Consider the following 19,065-nt stretch of genomic DNA (forward strand, 5'->3'; position numbering starts at 1 on the left):
CAGCCTGGCCCCCGTACCGCGCGTCCGGTGTCATGAGTGTGCTCCGTCCGGTCATCTACGATCACCGGGTGTGCGCAAATGTCATAGTCGCCGAAGACGACGAAATGCAGGCCGAACTCGTACGCCGCTACCTGGAGCACGAGGGGCACGCGGTCACGGTCGTCGGTGACGGCCTCGCGGCTCTCGCCGAGGTCCGGCACCGGGAGCCCGATCTGCTGGTGCTCGATGTGATGATGCCGCGGGCCGACGGTCTGGACGTGGTACGTGTGCTGCGCGCCGAGCACCGGGAGCTGCCGGTGCTGATGCTGACGGCCCGCAGCACCGAGGACGATCTGCTGCTGGGGCTGGATCTCGGCGCCGACGACTACATGACCAAGCCGTACAGCCCGCGTGAGTTGATGGCCCGGGTACGGACACTGCTGCGGCGCAGCCGGCGGGGCGGCCAGGACACCGGTCCTGCCGCGGATCAGTCGTTGCGGGTCGGTGCGCTCATCGTCGATCCGGACCGGCACGAGGTGTCCGTCGAGGGCCGGTCCGTGGATTGCACACCCGGTGAGTTCCGGATTCTCGCCGCCATGGCGACCGGGCCCGACCGGGTCTTCACCCGGCAGCAGCTCCTCGAGGAGCTGCACGGATTCGACCGGTACATCAGCTTCCGCACGGTCGACGTGCACATCATGAACCTGCGCAAGAAGATCGAACCCGCACCCCGTCGGCCGGCCCGGCTGCTCACCGTCTTCGGTGTCGGCTACAAGCTGACGGACCCGGCGAGGAATGCTCCGCGTGCGTCGTGAGCAGCGGCGGACCAGGCTTCCGCTCCGCAAGAGTCTGTTCGGCCGTCTGCTGGCGGCGTCCGCCCTGGTCGCCGCCTGTTCGGTGGTCGCCACCGCCTGGCTCGCCGTGCAGACCACCTCCGGCGCCATCAAGCAGGAGCAGGGCCAGAATCTCACCGCTGACGCCCGGATCTACAACACCCTGCTCGGATACGCGGCGGGCCACCCCACCTGGGAGGGCGTCGACAGCACCGTGCGCGACCTGGCGAGGCAGTCCGGCCGGCGGATCACGCTGACCACCGAGCAGCGCCGGCCCCTCGCCGACTCCGCTTCCCTCTCGTCACCGCCCGCGCTGCCGCCCCAGGCTTCGGCGATCGTCGACCCGCTGTCCGTGGACACCGCCCTGTCCCGAACGGCCGATCGGGCGGGTGCCGCGGCCGACCGTGTCGACCCGCGCGCGGTCGGTCCGTTCCGGTTGCCCACCGCCGAACGTACCGCCTTGCAGCGCGCCGCCGATCGGCGCGCGGCGTGCCTCAGCCGCGTCGGGGTCGCGGCGGACGTGGTCCGCGGTCCGAGTGGACGGCCGCGCGTACAGGTCGTGGGCAATGATCCGGACCGGGCTCAGGACACGCGGTGCACGTCCGACGACCTGGACTCCCCGACGGCGACCGAACGAAAGGCGCTGGACGCGCTCAATGGACTCGCCAACGCCTGCCTGAAACGTCAGGACCGCTCGGGCATCCAACTCAATCTGGACCTGTCCTGGGGCGACGGCAACGGGCCGACGGACGCCCCCGTTCCCGCCGTCCGGGTTCCCACCCCCGTACCGAGCGTCCGGACCGGCGAGGACGACCGGGCCGCCGCCTCCTGCGTGGACACGGCGCGCCGGGAACAGCTCAGCTCCTACGTCGCCTCGCCGGCGCTGCTGTTCATCGGCGACGAGGGCGGCACCACCGTTCCCGGCTTCGACCTCTCCCCCGCGAACACCGCGAAGATCGCGGGCGCGGCGGCGCTCGTCCTGGCGCTCACCGTCGGAGCCACGGTGCTTGCCGGGTCCCGGCTCGTGCGGCCGCTGCACGCCCTGACGGGCGCGGCACAACGGATGCGGGACGGGGAGGACTCCGCGCCCGTGCTGGTCGCCGACGACAACGAGATCGGCCGCCTCGCAGCGGCCTTCAACGACATGGCCGACCACCGCGCGCGTCTGGAGGCGCAGCGCAAGGACATGGTCAGCGACGTCGCCCACGAGCTACGGACCCCGCTGAGCAATATCCGGGGCTGGCTGGAGGCGGCGCAGGACGGCCTGGCGGAGCCCGACCCGGCGTTCATCGCCTCGCTGCACACGGAGGCCGTGCAGTTGCAGCACATCATCGACGACCTCCAGGATCTCGCCGCGGCGGACGCGGGGGCGTTGCGTCTGCACCCCGAGCCGGTCCGTATCGAGGATGTCCTCGCACAGGTCGCCGCAGCGCACCAGGGACAGGCCGAAACCGCGGGCGTCGCGCTCTCGGCGCTGCCGGCGGTGGCCGACAGCTCTTCCCCCGTGTTGTGGGCCGACCCGGTCCGGCTGCGCCAGGCGATCGGCAACCTGGTCTCCAACGCCGTACGTCACACCCCGTCGGGCGGACGTGTGACGGTGCGCGCGTACGGCGCGGGGGCATCGACGGACGCGGCGACGGCCGGCGAGGAGAGCGAAGAGGTCGTGGTCGAGGTCGCCGATACGGGCAGCGGCATCTCGGCGGAGAACCTGCCGCATGTCTTCGACCGCTTCTGGCGCGCCGAGAAGTCGCGCAGCCGCCGTACCGGGGGCAGCGGGCTGGGGCTGGCGATCGTACGGAAACTCGTGGAGGCGCACGGGGGATCGGTGAGCGCGGTCAGCGTCGAGGGGCAGGGCTCGGTGTTCACGCTCCGGCTGCCGGCGGATCCGGGAGGTCCGGCGGGTCCGATGGGTCCGGCAGACCCAACGGGTCCGGTCGGCCCGGCGGAATCCCGACCGGAAGAGCCGGACGACAGGGCGACGAAGGGCGCGGACCAGGCCTGATGCGATGACCACAACGTTCTGACAGCTTCTTCATAACTTCACGCCAGCCTGTCGGCATGCCCCGCGCCCGGTGCGAACCAGACACCGGGCACCACCGGGGCCGACCTGGAATGGAGTCATCCCCATGCCCAACCGTCTCCTGCGCACCGCCGTCCTCGCCGCCGTCGCGGCGGGCGCGGTGCTCGTACCGTCCGCCGCGGCCTTCGCCGACTCCGCGCCCTCGCCTTCGGCTCCGTCCGTCGAGCGGTCCGCCGCGCCGGCCCCCGCCAAGAAGCCCACCAGCACTCCCGTACGGGGCTCGCAGCCGGCCGTGACACCCCGTGGGGGTGTGGCCGCCGGCGACAGCCCCGCTCCGGCCGTGGTCGAGGGAAGGAAGGCCGACGGCAAGGCTTCGGCCACCCCCGCTCCGCGCGGTGGCGTCGCCGCGGGCGAGCGGACGGCCGGAACCTCGGGCGACAGCACCACCGCGATCGCCGGATCGGCCGCTGCCGCACTGCTGCTCGCCGGAGCGGGAACCATCGTGCTGCGCCGCCGCTCGGCCGCCCAGCGCAACGGCTGACCAGCCGGACCTCACGGCCGATCCCCGGGGGCCGACCGGCTGCCGAGGCAGTCGCGACGCTCACCGCAGTCGCCCGTCCTTCGTGGCGCCGTCCGTTCCCGGGCGGCGCCACTGCCGATCTCCGCCCAGACCTGGAGCCCCCATGTTCCACACATCGTCTTCGCTCCGACGCGCCGCGCTGCCGCTGCTCGCCTGTCTCTTCCTCGCCGGTTGCTCCTCCGATGCCACGGACGACTCGTCCGCCGCGGGGCCCGGCAGCAGCGCGAGCGCCGCTCTCGACGCTCCGGAGCAGACCGGTTCGAAGGGAGCCGGGAAGGCCGGGGGTTCCCGTTCCTCGGCGGCGGCCCCCGTCCGCGTCAGCATCCCTTCGCTCGGCATCGACAGCGAGCTGATGCGCCTCGGCCTCAACGGGGACGGCACCGTCGAGGTCCCGCCCGCCGACAAGGGCATGACCGCCGGCTGGTACACCGGTGGCGCCACTCCCGGTGAGCCCGGCGCCGCGGTCATCATCGGGCACAACAACACCCGCTTCGGGAAGGCCGTCTTCCACGATCTCAAGAAGATCGGCAAGGGAGCGGACATCGCCGTCAAGAACGACCGCGGCGCGGAACTCCACTTCAGGGTCACCGGCACCGAGACGGTCAGCAAGAAGACCTTCCCGACCGAGAAGGTCTACGGCGCCACCAGGGCACGCGCCCTGCGTCTGATCACCTGCGACGGCGCCTTCGACGCCCAGGGCCACCCGGTGGACAACCTCATCGTGTACGCGAACCGGAGCTGACGGCGGCGCCGAGGACCCGTACCGGCGATGACCTCACCACCGCATGCGGCGACCCCGGAGGCATCCGGAGCGGGCCCGCGCAAGCCCACCGGCTGCCGGCTCCAGGAAAGATCAGGTGCAGCTCTCCGTGGGGGAATCCGCCGGGTTCGGAAGGCGGGCTGAGGATGTCGGCGCACGGTTCAACAAGAGCTGCGACAAGGCGGAGCATCGGCTCGAGGCCGGGGGCGTCGCAGTGCCAAGGCTGCCAGTGCCGCAGGGGCGCCCTTCGGTCCGCGGATGCCCGGGAAGGCGTTGATGTCGACCGCGACGGGCGCCCCCTCGCGGTCCAGCAGGTCGACACCGTAGATGTCCAGGCCGAAGACCTCCCCCGTGCGGAGGGCGAGTTCGGTCCAGGTCTGCGGCAGATCACGGACCAGTGGCGCGGACGGCGTACCGTCCGGCGGTACGCCCACCGGTGCGGGGCGCACCCCCGCGAACACCTCGCCCGCGATCACCCACAGCTTGTGGTCCCAGCCACTGTTCGCGACGAACTCCTGCAGGACGACGGGCTCGTTGGGCCACTTTGCCGCGAGGTCCCGGAGCTCGGCCGAACCGCCCACGCGGGCGACCAGGTCCGCGCGTCGGCTGTGGCGGCTCTTGACCATGAGTGGGAAGCCGCTCTCCGCCGGCTCCGCTCCGTGGACGGCTTCGGACAGCGCGTCCAGGGTCCTTGTCCGGGGCATCGGCAGGCCGGCGCCCTCCGCCACGGCGGCGATCCGGCTCCTGTCCTGGCACAGCTCCGTCGAGGCGGCGGAGTTCAGCACCCGGGCGCCGCGTGCTTCGAGGAAACGGGCCAGCGCCAGAGCCCGGGGGGTATGGGCCTTGAGGAGGTAGACGTCGGCGAGATCGCCCGGGTTCACCAGTTGCGACGGGGACCCGGTTCCGGTGTCCGGGTCCAGGAACGTCACCCGGTGCTTCGCCCGGGTCAGCGCGGAAGAGACTGCGGCGAGCAGTGGATGATCCGGCTTGTCGGTCAGCAGACACACCCTCATATCTGCGCGGCCTCCGGCACGGCTGCCAGCACGTCCGCCTCGGGGCCGGGGACGGGGTGCGGTTGAAGCCGACCATGGGGGATCTGCGGCTGCGCGGGAATGCGCGGGGCGGAGGCGAACACACCCCTCCGGTCGGCGCCGCCCGCCCTGGCCAGGTCGAGGACGGCTCCGGCCAACCTGGATACTGCGTCGGGGACCTGACGGAAACTCGGGAAGTCATTGATGTCGACGATCACGGGACCGTCGGGACCGAGCACCACGTCGATGCCGTACAGATCGAGGCCGAAGACCGCTCCCACCTTCGCCGCCACTGCGGCCACCTCGGCGGGCAGGGGGACGGCTCCCTCGTCGACCGACCCGTCCGGATGGAGCGGCGAACGGCGCAAGGTCGCGTGAAACTCACCCGCGAGACAGTAGACCTTCAGATCGGAGCCCGGATTGGACACATAGGGCTGTGCGATGAGTTGGCCCTCCCCCGCCTGCTCCGCCTCCGCCAGCCGCCCGGGGTCCGCCACGAGCCGCACCCCGCGCCCCGAGCTGCCGTCGGCGGGCTTGACCACCAGAGGAAAGAGCTCGTCGGGAACATCCGCGAACAGCGTGGCCCTCGGCGCCGAATAGGTCACCGGAACCGGTAGCCCGTGCTGTCGAGCGATGACCGATGTGAAGACCTTGTCACGCACCGCGCGGATCGACCGCGCGTCGTTCACCGTGGTCAGGCCCACCGTCGCCGCGGCCTCCAACAAGGTGAGCCCGGGGCCGCCGGACACGGTCTTGAGTACCCAGGCGTCATGGGTTCCCGCCCTCACCTCCTCCGAGATCCGCAGGAGAGAGCCGCCGGGGCGCACCACGTCCACCTGGTGTCCCCACGACGACAGTCGCCGGACCACGTCAAGCGGCATGCCGTCATGCCGGTACAGCTCTTCGACGAGGAAGCAGAGCTTCATCCCAATACCCCTCGGTGCCCCATGCCTGATGAGGGCAGAACGGTGCCTCGCGGTGCTCTTTCGAACACCACCAAAAGGGCAACGCTACGTCACGTCAGCCCCAAAGCAACCGCAGCCGGGGGTTACTGATAGTGCGTTGCCTCACCTGAGGCTCGGGGACGGCCGCGCAGACCCGGCGTCCGTGATTCGCGCGCCCGGTGACTGCCGTCCTTGTCAGAAGAAGACCCCGCACCGCAGCAGCACATTCGCGTACGGCCGTGCCTCCCCCGTCCGCACCACCAGCCGGGCACCCGCCGCGAGTGCCTTCAGCTCCTCGTGGGGTACGTGGGCGAGTTCCGGGAGGCACTCCTCCAGGAGGCGTGCGGCCTCCGGGTTGGCCTCCCGCACCTCGTGCGCCGCTGTCGCGCCCTCCACCACCAGCTCGTCCAGCAGCCCGTCGAGCACCTCGGCGAACGCGGGGACGCCGGCCCGGAAGGCCAGGTCGACGACCCGGGGGCCGGCCGGGATGGGCATGCCCACGTCGCAGATCAGCACTCCGTCGCCGTGGCCCAGTTCGGCCAGTGCTCCGGCGAGGTTGCGGTTGAGAATTCCTGCCTTCTTCACGGGGCCGGGACTTCCCCTGCGGTCGGGGCTTCGCCTGCGGTCGGAAGTTCCTCTGCCGTCGGGAAGGAAGCCTGTGCGCCCTGCCTGGTGACTGCGGCCGCGCCCACCCGCACGGCGAACGCAGCGGCTTCGGCGAGTTCCTCGCCCAGGCCGAGCCGCCAGGCCAGGGCGGCCGTGAACGCGTCGCCGGCCCCGGTCGTGTCCACGGCTGCGACCTCGATGCCCGGTACGGGTACGGCATCGCCCGAGCGGCGGTCCGCGACGAGCGCCCCCGCCGCCCCCAGCGTGATCACGACCGAACGCGGGCCGAACGCGAGCAGTGCCCGCGCCCACTCCTGGGGCGTGCTGCCTGCGGCCTCGCCCAGCATGTAGCGCGCTTCGTGCTCGTTGACCACCAGCGGGTCACAGGCTGCCAGCACATGGCCGGGCAGGGGCGCGGGCGGTGACGGGTTCAGCACCAGCCGGGTACCGGGTGACATCGCACCGGCCACCTCCGCGACGGTCTCCAACGGGATCTCCAGCTGTACGGAGACGACCCGGGCCGCACCGAACAGGGGGCCGGCCGCCCGGATGTCCTCCGGGGTGAGGCGGGCATTGGCCCCCGGAGACACCACGATGCTGTTGTCACCCGAGGGGTCCACGGTGATCAGCGCCACGCCGGTGGGCGCCCCGCCCACGAGGACGCCGGCGGTGTCGACGCCCGCCGCCCGTTGTGCATCCAGCAGCAGGCGGCCATGCGCGTCGTCACCGACCCGGGCCAGCAGGGCCGTACGGGCTCCGAGGCGGGCGGCGGCGACTGCCTGGTTTCCGCCCTTGCCGCCCGGGTGGACGGCGAGATCGGAGCCGAGCACGGTCTCGCCGGGTGCGGGGCGACGTTCGACACCGACGACCAGGTCGGCGTTGGCGGAGCCCACGACCAGCAGGTCGTACCGGTCGTGCTCGTGGTCGCTCTCGTGCATGGTTCCTGCTTTCCGTGGTCAGGCGTTGCTCGGGTCGGGCCCGGTCCCGTTCAGGCGCACCGGGTCCCGTTCGGTCGCGCTCAGGAGAAGTCGGCGACGTTGCTCTTGGTGACGACCTTGACCGGCACCTTCACCGTGCTGTCGATCTTCTTGCCCTCTGCCGCCTTCACCGCGTTCTGTACGGCGATCCTGCCCAGCTCCTTCGGCTGCTGTGCCACGGACGCGTACAGCGTGCCTGCTGCAACCGCCTTCAGGCCGTCCGGAGTTCCGTCGAATCCGACGACGGACACCGACTTTCCCGCCTTGCTGCCGAGTGCCTTGACCGCACCGAGCGCCATCTCGTCGTTCTCGGCGAAGACACCGGTGATACCGGGGTGGGACTGGAGCAGGTTGGTCATGACGTCCAGACCCTTCGTGCGGTCGAAGTCCGCCGGCTGCTCGGCCACGACCTTGATGCCCGGATACGCCTTGAGGCCTTCCGCGAAGCCGGCGCCGCGCTCGCGACTGGCCGAGGTGCCGGCCGTCCCCTGCAGGATGGCGATGCTGCCCTTGCCCCCGAGCTTGTCGGCCAGTGCCTTGGCGGCGAGCCTGCCGCCCGCGACGTTGTCGGACGCCACGAGCGTCGCGGTCCGTGCCTTGTTGACGCCTCGGTCGGCGGCGATCACCGGGATGTCCGCCTTGTTGGCGCCCTGGACGGCAGGGCCCGCCGCATCCGAGTCCACCGGATTGACGATGATCGACTTCATGCCCGAACTCGTGAAGTTCTGGAGCTGGTTGGCCTGCTGCGAGGCGTCGTTCTGCGCGTCGGTGACGGTGAGGTCGACCCCGGCCGCCTTCGCCTCCGCCTGCGCGCCCGCCTTCATCTGTACGAAGAAGGGGTTGTTGAGCGTGGAAAGCGACATTCCCACCTTGGTGTTGCCGCCGGAGGAGCCGGAGTTGAAGTAGGACACCCCGCCCACGACGACGGCCACACACAGGGCGGCGACAGCGAACTTGACCGCTCCCGCTCCCTTGCGCCCGGATCCCGGCGAGCCCTGCGCGGCGGACGAACCGCCCGGTGCGGCGGCTCCGGAACCGGCCTTGCGGCGGAGTGTGTCCAGCAGCACCGCGAGCGCGATGACGACACCGATGACGACCTGCTGCCAGAACGCGGAGACGGAGAGGAGGTTCAGCCCGTTGCGCAGGACGGCGAGGATGAGTGCGCCGATCAGGGTCCCGGACGCCTTGCCGACACCGCCGGCGAGGCTGGCGCCGCCGATGACCACTGCGGCGATCGCGTCGAGTTCGTAACCCTGCGCGGCCTGCGGCTGCGCGGAGGTCAGCCGGGAGGCGAGGACGATGCCCGCGACCGCGGCGAAGAGGCCGGACAGGGCGTAGATGGCCAGCTTCTGCCGCTTGACGCGCAGTCCGGAGAGCCGGGCCGCCTCCTCGTTGCCGCCGATCGCGTACATCGAACGGCCGATGTAGGTACGGGCCAGGATCAGCGCCGCGATCAGTCCCATCACAATCATCACGAGCACCGGGACGGGCAGCCAGCCACCGAGCGTGTCGCCGAGCACGGAGACCGAGCCGGGGAAGTCGATCGGCTTGCCCTGGGAGATGACCAGGGACAGACCGCGCGCGATCGACAGCATCGCCAGCGTCGCGATGAACGGCGGCAGTTTGCCGTACGAGACGAGCGCCCCGTTGACGAAGCCGCACGCGATGCCGGTGGCCGCGGCGAGGATGAGGGCCAGCCAGACCGGCACCCCCTCCGAGGTCGCCGTCCAGGCGAGAACGGTCGCCGAGAGCGCGGCGACCGAGCCCACGGAGAGGTCGATGCCCGCCGAGACGATCACGAAGGTGACACCGAACGCGAGGATCGCGGTGACGGCGGCCTGCACACCGATGTTCAGCAGGTTCTGGGTGGTCAGGAAGTCGCTGGAGAGCAGCGACATCGCCACCAGCAGTACGACCAGGGCGCTGAGCGCACCGTTGTCGAGCAGGAGCCGGCGGACCGTGTGCCCTGCGGCGCCACTGGCGCCCGTATTGCTCTTGAGCGTGTCAGTGGCCACGAGGGCTCTCCTCTTCGTTCGCAGTCGGATCTGCTGCCGCAGTTGTCGTGGGGGGTGTTGTGGGGGGTGTTGTGGGGGACGCGCTGACGGCGAGGGCCATCACGGCGTCCTGGGTCGCTTCGTGCGCGGGGAGCTCCCCCGCGATCCGGCCCTGGGACATGACCAGCACCCGGTCGCTCATGCCGAGGACTTCGGGCAGGTCGCTGGAGATCATCAGAACCGCGTGGCCCGATGCCGTGAGTTCGTTGATGAGCTGGTAGATCTCGACCTTGGCGCCGACGTCGATACCGCGGGTCGGTTCGTCGAGGATCAGCACTCTGGTGTCGGCGAGCAGCCACTTGCCGATGACGACCTTCTGCTGGTTGCCACCGGAGAGCGTGCGGACATGCTGGCCGAGACCCGCCATCCGTACGCCGAGTTGTTCGGCGATCCGGGCGGCGGCCACGCGCTGCCCCTTGAGGTCCACGAGTCCGGATCGGCTGGCCGAGCGCAGGGTGACCAGGCCGAGGTTCTCCTGCACCGAGGCGTCGAGCACCAGGCCCTGCCCCTTGCGGTCCTCGGGTACGAGGCCGATTCCGGCGCCCATCGCCGCGGTGACGTCGTGCCTGGCCAGCCGCTCGCCGAGCACGTCGACGGTGCCGCCGTCGTAGGGGTCGGCGCCGAAGACGGCACGTGCGACCTCGGTGCGCCCGGCGCCGACGAGGCCGGCGAGACCGACCACCTCTCCGGCCCGCACCTCGAAGCTGATGTCGTGGAACACGCCGTTGCGGGTCAGGCCGCGCACGGACAGCAACGGGCTGCCGGTTTCGGGGCGTTCGCGGGGGTACTGCTGGTCGATGCTGCGTCCCACCATCAGCTGGACGAGTTCCGCCTCGGGGGTCGACGCGGGCACCTGGTCGATGCTCCGGCCGTCGCGCAGCACCGTGACCCGGTCACCGAGCGCCGCGATCTCCTCCAGGTGATGGGTGATGAAGACGACCCCGACTCCGTCCGCACGCAGCTGCCGCACGATCCGGAAGAGCTTGTCGACCTCCTCCGAGGTGAGGACCGCGGTCGGCTCGTCCATGATCAGGACGCGGGCGTCCAGGCTGAGCGCCTTGGCGATCTCCACCATCTGCAGCCGGGCGATGCCCAGTTCGCGGATCTTGGCCTTCGGTGAGACATGCAGACCGACGCGGCGCAGGAGCACCTCGGCGTCCGCCTCCATGCGACGCCGGTCGATCATCCCGAAGCGGCGCGGCTGTCGGCCGAGGAAGATGTTCTCGGCGACGGTGAGGTCGGGTACCAGGTTGAACTCCTGGTAGATCGTGGCGATTCCCAGCCGTTCGGCGTCCTGTGCGCCGTGGATACGGACCTCGCGCCCCTGGGCGAAGATCCGGCCGCTGTCCGGGCGGTAGGCACCGGAGAGCATTTTGATGAGCGTGCTCTTGCCGGCTCCGTTCTCGCCGAGCAGGACATGTACTTCGCCGCTGCGCAGGTCGAAGTCCACGCTGTCCAGCGCGACCACACCGGGGAAGGTCTTGCGTACGCCTTCGATGCGCAGCAACTCGTCCGGACTGCTCACAAGTTGCTCCTCTGGTCCGAAGCGGGCTCGCCGCAGGAACGGCGTACGACGAGGCGGGCGGGAAGGGTGACGGACTGCGGGGACCGGCCCTCGACGATGTCGACCAGTGCGCGAACGGCGGCACGGCCGAGGTCGCCGGTCGGCTGGGCGATCGCCGTGATCGGCGGGTCGGTGTGGACGAACCACGGGATGTCGTCGAAGGCGGCGAGTCCGATGTCCTGCGGGACGCGCAGTCCGGCCGCGCGGATGGCGTCCAGCGCGCCGAGCGCCATCAGGTTGTCGGCGGCGAACACGACCTCGGGCGGTTCGGGGAGCGCCAGGAAGCGCTCGGTGACGCGTCGGCCGCTGTCCGCCTGGAAGTCGCCCTGGCCGATGTAGACGTCGGGCAGGGTGAGTTCGTAGGCGCACAGCGCCTCGCGGAAGGCCTCGACGCGCTCGTTGCCCGTGGTGGTGGCCGCGGGGCCGGCGATGATGGCAAGTCTGCGGCGGCCCAGCGCGTGCAGATGGGCGACCAGGTCCCGGATCGCGCGGCGGCCGTCGGCGCGTACGACGGGGACGTCGACGCCGGGCATCCAGCGGTCCACGAAGACCATCGGGGTGCCGTCGCGTGCCACATCCGCCATCAGCGGGGAGTCGCCGTCCGCGGGAGAGACGAGAAGCCCGTCGATCCTTCGGTCGAGGAGCGTGCGGACGTGGTGGTCCTGCAGCTCCGGCCGCTCGTCGGCGTTGCCGATGATGACGCTGTAGCCGAGGGCTCGGGCCTCCTCCTCGACGAAGCGGGCCAGTTCGGTGAAGTACGGGTTCAGCACATCGCTGATGACCAGGCCGAGGGTGCGCGTCTGATCGGTGCGCAGCGAGCGGGCGACGGCGTTGGGCCGGTAGCCGAGGGCGTCGACGGCGGCGAGTACGCGGGTCCGCGCGTCCGGGCTGACGGACGGATGGCTGTTGAGAACACGGGAGACCGTGGCGACAGAGACTCCCGCCTGGGCCGCGACGTCCTTGATGCTCGTCATGTCCGGACCACCTCCTTGTGGTTTCCGTACGCCTCGAAACCAGCGGATCACAGCCGTGGAATCGATTACACGGATGATTGGAAACGATTACATGGCCGGAAACAAGACCCCACCAGCCGTCCGAGACCGGATCGTAACGAGTGGGGACGGAACGGAGGTGAGGCGTGCTCCGGGCACACGAGCGGGGACGCCGTGTCACGTTCGACATCCGGGCAGCAGCCCCGGCGGCGGCAGCGACCGCACCGTCCCGGGGAGGGCAGGGGCAGCCCCCGCCGCTCAGTTGCCGCAATGCCGATGACCGCCCGATCCGGCTCGCCCGGCGGCGGAATGTGCACCTCGGGCGCGAGGCCCGTGCCCCAGGAGCTGCTGAGGACCACGGCCGGCTCGACGATGTTGTGGCGCACCACGTCCGGGTCGGGAGTGCTGCAGCAACTGGCCAAAGGCCGCTCTGAGCCAATGGCCTCGGGTTCGGCGGCCTCGTTCCGCGTGGCCGTTGGTCACGTGCTCGATCGCACCGCTGCCCGGAAACGCAGAAGACCCCAGGTGAACTGGGGTCTCAACTGGTAGAACTGGTGTCCGAGGGGGGACTTGAACCCCCACGCCCGATAAAGGGCACTAGCACCTCAAGCTAGCGCGTCTGCCATTCCGCCACCCGGACCAGGTGGTCGGCCCCGGTTTCCCGCGGCGACATGGAAAACAATACCAGGGGTTCGGGGTGGCTCTCACCCGCGTTTCCCGTGGTCAGTGCGGTGCGGCGGATACGCCCGGCGCGATCCTGTACCGCTTCACCCACCCCGGCCACGACCCGTAGTCACGCTCGTACACATAGTGCGGGGCGGCGCGGCAGTCACGGCATCAGACATTGATCCGGGAAGCCCGCCCTCCAGGGCCGGGCGCCTCCGCTCGACCTCCATCCCGGTCGACAGCGCGACGCCGGGACGACCACCACTCCCGGTCGCATCGATGGCGAAAATGCCGCACACCCCCTGGACACCACCCGACGGATGCGGGATAAGAAAATTCATACAGCATTCGTCGACTGCATACAATCCATCCCCTCGACTACCGCACGGCGGTGACCTGTCGCAGCGAAGGTCGAGCGTTCTTGTCGTCTGCCAGAAGGACGTCAGTGGGTTGTGCCATGAGCTCTGTCAGTAGCCAGGGGTGTCGTCGGCGTCGGTGACGCGAAGGCTGTACCGGACGTCGTCGGCCAGGACGGCGGTCCCGCCCTCTGCGCGGACCAGGAGCCCGGCATCGAGCAGGCCGGTGGCGGTGACCGCCTACTTTTCGCCGGGCGTGTGCCGACGCGTGACCCGACGGCACACCAGGAATGCGATCGCGACGACCACCAGGTACAGCGGTACGAGCAGCACCGCGTCACCGGACGTCTGCTCCACCGTCACGCCCGCGTGGCGGTCCTCGCCCTGCAGCATGATGCGGTTCACGGTCAGGACGGTCAGGTGCGTGCCGATCGCCGCCCACAGCGGGGCGTGACCCACGGCCGCACGGGCGGCGATCAGGGTCAGGCTGAAGACCGTCAGGAGGATGAGGTAATCGACCGGGTGCTGCCCCTCCGGGGCGATGCCGATGTGGCCCGGCTCGTCACCGGCCAGCCGGGCGATGCCAACCGTCACCAGCGTCGAGGTGCCCGGTACGAGCAGGAAGACCGCCGTGGTGCCGAACGCCGCCCGTGCGGGCCCGAACCGTCTGCGCAGCGATGTCCACGTGTAGCCGCGCAGCGTCGTCTCCTCGGGCAAGGCTTCAAGCAGGAACGCGACGGCGGCGTTGGTGACGAGAAAGTCAACCAGAGTGACGAGGTCCAGCTCCTGCCAGACGAGTAACCCCACGGCCGTGCCCGCGCCCAGGACCAGCGCCGCTGCCGCGGCCGTCACGCCAACGCCGGTGAGGAACGCCCGTAGGCTCGCGCCCGGACTACCGAAGCCGACCGTCCGGGGGTGTGACAGACGCAGGACAAACGGCACGGCCACGACGGTGACGAGACCCGCAGCGATCAGCCGGGCGGCCGAGCCACTGGCTCCGGTGGCGTCCGCCAGTACGGGTCCGAGGCCGTTGCCGACACCGAGCGCCACCGCCATGATCAGGCCGCCAGCCAACGCGCGGCCCATGGCCCCGGCGGTCGTGGGCGCGAGTGCGGGTGCGGGTTGTCGTATGTGTAGCTCGGTCATAGCGCTCCTGGTGACGGTAGGGCCGACTCCTATCGACAACCCCGTGTGCTTTCCAGGCTCGCCCGACCACCAGTCAGGGGCGTCGTACGCGCGGACGACCTCCCTGTACATCCTTCGGCGCAGTGGACGATAGGGGTCGACTGGTCGTTGGCCACCGGCTCCGGCTCCGGGAACACCCAGAGGCTGAGTGCCCGCGTGCATGCGACTGCCGCTCCACCGCCTGGGCGATCGACGGGGCAATGCGGCTCGGAGGATGGTCCACGCTCTTTAACCACGGAACCGGCAACTCGTACGTGAGGGCGGGGAGCGTGACGGCCCCCGCCTTCACCCCGTACGAGGCACTGACACTTCCCGTGGCAGAGCGACTGACATTCCCGTGGCAGACGACAGCAGCGAAGGCTGAGCGTTCTCATCGAACAGTGATTGCCATCGGGTCAGCGCGGTCGGCGGCCATGGCCTATGCGCACTCGGGCGAGGCGGTCGCCGGTGCTGGACGAGCCGTTCAATGCGGCCGCCGCCGGGAGTGGCGCCGATCCAGCCCGGCAGCGCGCCGGCGGTCCGTCGGCCCCGGCGTCAACTCCGGCTCAGCCGCTGCACGATGGCCTCCAGCACCTTATCCAGCGCCGTCTCGTGCGTCCGCCTCCGAGGCCGGGCCAGCCCCACCCGGCTCGGTAAGACCCCGCAGACCGGACGGAACACTACGTCCGGGTGGGAGTAGAAACGGGCCGCCGACGCCGGGCGCTCTTCGGTGACGGTGCGTTCTCCCTGACCGGCTGGGACTTCGAGAAGCTGGTCCGCTACAACCTCCCGTTCGTCGGGATCGTCGGCAACAACTCCTCGATGAACCAGATCCGTTACGGCCAGAAGGCCAAGTACGGGGAGGCGCGCGAGCGGGTCGGCAACACTCTCGGCGATGTCCACTACGACAAGTTCGCCCAGATGCTGGGCGGTTACGGCGAAGAGGTCCGCGACCCCGCCGACATCGCCCCGGCGCTACGACGCGCCCGCGAGTCGGGGCTGCCGTCGCTGATCAACGTCTGGATCGACCCCGACGCACGCCTACGCCCCCGGAACGATGAACCAGGCCATGTGCAAGTAGCAGTCACAGAGGAGCCGTTGGCATGACCAAAGCTCTTGAGGGCGTGCGCGTCCTCGACATGACGCACGTACAGTCCGGTCCCTCTGCCACCCAGCTGCTCGCCCGGATCGGCCGGACGTGGTGAAGCTGGAGGCCCCGAGCGGCGACATCACCCGTAAACAGCTGCGCGATCTGCCGGATGTCGACTCCCTCTACTTCACGATGCTCAACTGCAACAAGCGGAGCATCACTCTCAACGTCAAGAGCGAGCACGGGAAGGAGATCCTCACCGAGCTGATCCGCCGCAGCGATGTGATGGTGGAGAACTTCGGCCCCGGCGCCGTCGACCGGATGGGGTTCACCTGGGAGCGGATCCAGGAGATCGATCCGCGCATCGTCTACGCCTCCATCAAGGGTGTCGGTGAGGGCCCGTACACCGGGTTCAAGACGTACGAGGTGGCCGCCCAGGCCATGGGCGGCTCGATGTCCACCACCGGATTCGCGGACGGTCCGCCGCTCGCCACCGGGGCGCAGATCGGTGACTCGGGGACCGGGATCCACGCGGTAGCGGGATCCACGCGGTAGCGGGCATTCTGGCCGCGCTGTTCCAGCGCGGGAACACCGGACGCGGGCAGCGCGTCAACGTCGCCATGCAGCATGCGGTGCTCAATCTGTGCCGGGTGAAGCTGCGCGATCAACAGCGTCCGACACACGGTCCATTGGCCGAGTGCCCCAACGAGGACTTCCGTGAAGAGGTGCCGCGCAGTGGCAATGCCAGCGGCGGTGGACAGCCGGGGTGGGCGGTGAAGTGCGCGCCCGGCGGTCCCAACGCTGAAGCAGCCGGGACATCCACGCATACGCGGCACGGCCCCGGATCGGGTACCGGTCGGCCGGGAAGCCGCCTGAGCCCTCTCCGCGGATACCAACGCCGACGGCCCTCCACGCCCTTTGCGAGGAGGGTCATCGTGCGTGCGGTGGGCTAGGGTCTTTCGTTTGGATCCGGCCTGATCCAAACGAGAGACCCTAGCAGCCCTTGCGGCGCAGTGTGTGCAGGTAGGCGGCCGAGCGGCGGGCCGTGGTGAAGGAGTCGACGATCGGCTGGTCGTGCTCCACCTGCCAGTGGTGGTCACGGCGGCCGCCGTGGGTCCTGGTGACGGCACCGAGGAACTTCTTGTAGTCGATGTCGCCGTCCCCGACGTCCACCATGCGGTATCCGTCGCGGGCCGCGATGTCGTGCTCGCCGTCCTTGACGTGGAAGAGCGGGTAGCGGTCGGGCTGCTTCAGTACGTAGTGCAACGGGTCGAAGGTGTCGGGGGTGCCGTCGGCCCGCTTGCCGAACCGGAACTGGCCGACGTAGGCCCAGTAGATGTCCATCTCCAGGAAGACCAGATCGGGGTCGGTCTCGGCGAGCAGTACGTCGTAGAGGCGGACATCGGGCCGGTCGGTGGCGAAGGAGAACTCCTCGGCGTGGTTGTGCTGGTAGAACTTCATGCCGCGTGCCCTGGCCGCGGCGCCATAGGTGTTGAAGTCCGCGGCGGCGCGCTTCCAGGCGTCGACCGTCGATCCGTAGCGGAACGGTCCCGAGGCGGTGCCGACATGCTTGAGGCCGAGGGCCTGGGCGTCGTCGAGGACCTTGGTGAGGTTCTGCGCGAAGGTGTAGGCATTCGGGTTGTTGTCCTCGTAGTAGCCGACGTGACTGCCGATGCCCTTGAGCCCGTGGTCGCGGGTGAGCTGCTTGAGCTGGGCGAGGGTGATGGCACCGGCCGAACCCTGGGTGTAGCCGGCGTACTCGACCTCGTCGTAGCCGTACGCCTCCAGTTCGGCGAAGACCTTGTCGAAGCCGAGGGTCGAGACCTTGTCGCGGAGGGTGTAGAGCTGGATTCCGAGACGGCCGGGCGGCAGCAGAGGGTCGCCCTGGGGCCTGCCCTGGGCGGTGGCGGCGGGGGCCGCGGCGCCGAGGAGGGCTGCTGCGGTGGCTCCGGCGGCCACGCCGAGCATGGAGCGCCGGCTGAGCTTGTGGGCGAGTTCGGCGTCGACGGGGGTGCGGCGGCTCATGGGGGAACTCCTTCTGGGGGCGGGACGTTGTCAGTGCAGTCCGGCAAGCTCGAGGAGCAAGGACTTCACTTCGGTGGCCCGGACGGGGCCGGTGAACGCGTGGGGGGTGGAGCACAGGATGAGCGGACCTTCTTCGTCGCTCTGCGGAAGGCGGCCGTGGCTGCCGCGAATAGGTGACGGGTCCAGGGGTACGACCGCCATGCGGTAGCGCATGCCGAGCTTCTTGCGGGCGACGGCCGTGGCCGCCTTGACGCGGACGTAGGGGTCCTGGGGGTCCAGGAAGAGTTCGACGGGGTCGTAGCCCGGTTTGCGGTGGATCTCGACGAGCTGCGCGAAGTCGGGCGCTCGGGCGTCGTCGAGCCAGTAGTAGTACGTGAACCAGGCATCCGGGTCCGCGACGGCGACCAGCTCGCCGGAGCGCGGATGATCGAGGCCGTGTGCCTTCTTGCCCTCGTCGTCGAGGAGCTGCTCGATGCCCTTGACGTCCCGGAGGGCTTCGCGGGTCGCTTCGAGGTCCTCGGGGCGGCGTACGTAGATGTGGGCGAGTTGGTGGTCGGCGACGGCGAAGGCGCGGGAAGCCATCGGGTCGAGGTATTCCATGCCGTCCTGGGTGTGGACCTCCAGGAGTCCGGCGCGACGCAGGGCCCGGTTGATGTCCACGGGCCGGTCGACACGGGTGATGCCGTATTCGGAGAGGGCGACGACGGTGCGGCCCTCGCGGCGGGCGTCGTCCAGGAGGGGGGCCATGGCGCGGTCGAGTTCGGCCGCGGCCCGGTAGGAGCGCGGGTCGTCGGGGCCGTAGCGCTGGAGGTCGTAGTCGAGGTGCGGGAGGTAGCACAGGGCCAGGTCGGGGTGGCGGGTGTCGAGAATGTGCCGGGTCGCGTCGATGATCCACTGCGAGGAGACAAGGTCCGCGCCGGGGCCCCAGAAGTGGAAGAGGGGGAATGTGCCGAATTTCTCGGTGAGTTCGTCGTGCAGGGCGGGCGGCCGGGTGTAGCAGTCGGGTTCCTTGCGGCCGTCGGCGTAGTAGACGGGGCGCGGGGTGACGGTGAGGTCGGTGTCGGCGCCCATCGCGTACCACCAGCAGATGTTGGCGACCGTGTAGCCGGGGTGGGCACGTCGGGCGGCGTCCCAGAGTTTGTCGCCCGCGACCAGTCCGTTGTGCTGGCGCCAGAGCAGGACGTCGCCTAGTTCGCGGAAGTACCAGCCGTTGGCGACGATGCCGTGTTCGGCGGGGGTGGTGCCGGTGAGGAAGGTGGACTGGGCCGCGCAGGTGACGGCCGGGAGGACGGTGCCGAGGGGCGCGTGGGTGCCGGACTGCCCCAGGGCCTTCAGGTGCGGCATGTGGTCGAGGAGCCGTGGAGTGAGGCCGACGACGTCGATGACGAGGAGGGGGTGGGGAGTCATGGGCCCGGTGGGCTGCT

The 19,065-nt window shown here is 70.1% G+C and carries 14 protein-coding genes, 1 tRNA gene and 2 pseudogenes; 6 read left to right on the forward strand and 11 right to left on the reverse strand.

What is annotated here, in order from left to right:
* The first annotated feature begins 32 nt into the window (after positions 1-32).
* The 4 genes from OG520_RS06220 (at position 33) to OG520_RS06235 (ending at position 4,154) form a co-directional block, all read left to right on the forward strand.
* Complete coding sequence (locus tag OG520_RS06220) at positions 33-794, forward strand: response regulator transcription factor (RefSeq protein WP_399329771.1); 762 nt, start codon at positions 33-35, stop codon at positions 792-794.
* On the forward strand, positions 775-2,814 hold the full coding sequence (locus OG520_RS06225) for a sensor histidine kinase (RefSeq protein ID WP_399329772.1): 2,040 nt from the start codon (positions 775-777) through the stop codon (positions 2,812-2,814). Before OG520_RS06220 ends, OG520_RS06225 begins: the two co-directional genes overlap by 20 nt.
* A gap of 124 nt (positions 2,815-2,938) precedes the next feature.
* Positions 2,939-3,373, forward strand: coding sequence for a hypothetical protein (locus tag OG520_RS06230; RefSeq protein ID WP_406012473.1), 435 nt, complete (start codon positions 2,939-2,941; stop codon positions 3,371-3,373).
* A 142-nt stretch (positions 3,374-3,515) separates the two neighbouring features.
* Positions 3,516-4,154 (forward strand): class F sortase, encoded by a 639-nt coding sequence (locus OG520_RS06235; RefSeq protein WP_399329774.1) that lies wholly within the window; start codon positions 3,516-3,518, stop codon positions 4,152-4,154.
* A gap of 179 nt (positions 4,155-4,333) precedes the next feature.
* Here the strand turns inward: OG520_RS06235 and OG520_RS06240 are convergent, their stop codons facing one another.
* The 9 genes from OG520_RS06240 to OG520_RS06280 all read right to left on the reverse strand — a co-directional run bounded on the left by OG520_RS06240 (position 4,334) and on the right by OG520_RS06280 (position 14,508).
* The gene (locus OG520_RS06240; protein ID WP_406012474.1) at positions 4,334-5,185 is read right to left on the reverse strand and encodes a RimK family alpha-L-glutamate ligase; all 852 of its coding nucleotides are present in this window, start codon (positions 5,183-5,185) and stop codon (positions 4,334-4,336) included.
* Positions 5,182-6,129, reverse strand: coding sequence for a RimK family alpha-L-glutamate ligase (locus OG520_RS06245; RefSeq protein ID WP_399329776.1), 948 nt, complete (start codon positions 6,127-6,129; stop codon positions 5,182-5,184). The genes OG520_RS06240 and OG520_RS06245 overlap by 4 nt, the downstream gene beginning before the upstream one ends.
* A gap of 213 nt (positions 6,130-6,342) precedes the next feature.
* Positions 6,343-6,732: a D-ribose pyranase gene (gene rbsD / locus OG520_RS06250; RefSeq protein WP_406012475.1), complete on the reverse strand. Its 390-nt coding sequence runs from the start codon at positions 6,730-6,732 to the stop codon at positions 6,343-6,345.
* Positions 6,729-7,691 (reverse strand): ribokinase, encoded by a 963-nt coding sequence (locus tag OG520_RS06255; RefSeq protein WP_406012476.1) that lies wholly within the window; start codon positions 7,689-7,691, stop codon positions 6,729-6,731. The genes rbsD and OG520_RS06255 overlap by 4 nt, the downstream gene beginning before the upstream one ends.
* Before the next feature lie 80 nt (positions 7,692-7,771).
* Positions 7,772-9,745 (reverse strand): substrate-binding domain-containing protein, encoded by a 1,974-nt coding sequence (locus OG520_RS06260; RefSeq protein WP_406012477.1) that lies wholly within the window; start codon positions 9,743-9,745, stop codon positions 7,772-7,774.
* On the reverse strand, positions 9,735-11,309 hold the full coding sequence (locus OG520_RS06265) for a sugar ABC transporter ATP-binding protein (protein ID WP_406012478.1): 1,575 nt from the start codon (positions 11,307-11,309) through the stop codon (positions 9,735-9,737). Before OG520_RS06265 ends, OG520_RS06260 begins: the two co-directional genes overlap by 11 nt.
* On the reverse strand, positions 11,306-12,322 hold the full coding sequence (locus tag OG520_RS06270; protein WP_389976194.1) for a LacI family DNA-binding transcriptional regulator: 1,017 nt from the start codon (positions 12,320-12,322) through the stop codon (positions 11,306-11,308). The genes OG520_RS06265 and OG520_RS06270 overlap by 4 nt, the downstream gene beginning before the upstream one ends.
* A gap of 570 nt (positions 12,323-12,892) precedes the next feature.
* A tRNA-Leu gene (locus OG520_RS06275) sits at positions 12,893-12,980 on the reverse strand.
* Between the two features lie 622 nt (positions 12,981-13,602).
* On the reverse strand, positions 13,603-14,508 hold the full coding sequence (locus tag OG520_RS06280; RefSeq protein WP_406012479.1) for a type II CAAX prenyl endopeptidase Rce1 family protein: 906 nt from the start codon (positions 14,506-14,508) through the stop codon (positions 13,603-13,605).
* Positions 14,509-15,246: 738 nt separating this feature from the next.
* Between OG520_RS06280 and OG520_RS06285 the strand changes: the two are divergent.
* A pseudogene (locus tag OG520_RS06285) lies at positions 15,247-15,607 on the forward strand (thiamine pyrophosphate-dependent enzyme); the annotation flags it as partial.
* Between the two features lie 22 nt (positions 15,608-15,629).
* Positions 15,630-16,416: pseudogene (locus OG520_RS06290) on the forward strand (CoA transferase); the annotation flags it as partial.
* Positions 16,417-16,609: 193 nt separating this feature from the next.
* On the opposite strand, the gene OG520_RS06295 reads toward OG520_RS06290, so the two are convergent.
* Complete coding sequence (locus OG520_RS06295; protein ID WP_406012480.1) at positions 16,610-17,641, reverse strand: sugar phosphate isomerase/epimerase family protein; 1,032 nt, start codon at positions 17,639-17,641, stop codon at positions 16,610-16,612.
* A gap of 30 nt (positions 17,642-17,671) precedes the next feature.
* Entirely contained in the window at positions 17,672-19,048 is a 1,377-nt protein-coding gene (locus tag OG520_RS06300) for a nucleotide pyrophosphatase/phosphodiesterase family protein (protein ID WP_399329860.1), read from the reverse strand.
* Positions 19,049-19,065 lie beyond the last annotated feature (17 nt).

The sequence above is a fragment of the Streptomyces sp. NBC_00984 genome (genome assembly GCF_045162475.1).
Classification (GTDB): Bacteria; Actinomycetota; Actinomycetes; order Streptomycetales; family Streptomycetaceae; genus Streptomyces.

Coding starts and splice junctions, on each gene's coding strand:
- OG520_RS06240 (WP_406012474.1), bottom strand. CDS start 5,185: ATGAGGGTGTGTCTGCTGACCGACAAGCCGGATCATCCACTGCTCGCC.
- OG520_RS06225 (WP_399329772.1), top strand. CDS start 775: ATGCTCCGCGTGCGTCGTGAGCAGCGGCGGACCAGGCTTCCGCTCCGC.
- OG520_RS06235 (WP_399329774.1), top strand. CDS start 3,516: ATGTTCCACACATCGTCTTCGCTCCGACGCGCCGCGCTGCCGCTGCTC.
- OG520_RS06245 (WP_399329776.1), bottom strand. CDS start 6,129: ATGAAGCTCTGCTTCCTCGTCGAAGAGCTGTACCGGCATGACGGCATG.
- OG520_RS06255 (WP_406012476.1), bottom strand. CDS start 7,691: ATGCACGAGAGCGACCACGAGCACGACCGGTACGACCTGCTGGTCGTG.
- OG520_RS06295 (WP_406012480.1), bottom strand. CDS start 17,641: ATGAGCCGCCGCACCCCCGTCGACGCCGAACTCGCCCACAAGCTCAGC.
- OG520_RS06220 (WP_399329771.1), top strand. CDS start 33: ATGAGTGTGCTCCGTCCGGTCATCTACGATCACCGGGTGTGCGCAAAT.
- OG520_RS06300 (WP_399329860.1), bottom strand. CDS start 19,048: ATGACTCCCCACCCCCTCCTCGTCATCGACGTCGTCGGCCTCACTCCA.
- OG520_RS06270 (WP_389976194.1), bottom strand. CDS start 12,322: ATGACGAGCATCAAGGACGTCGCGGCCCAGGCGGGAGTCTCTGTCGCC.
- OG520_RS06280 (WP_406012479.1), bottom strand. CDS start 14,508: ATGACCGAGCTACACATACGACAACCCGCACCCGCACTCGCGCCCACG.
- OG520_RS06230 (WP_406012473.1), top strand. CDS start 2,939: ATGCCCAACCGTCTCCTGCGCACCGCCGTCCTCGCCGCCGTCGCGGCG.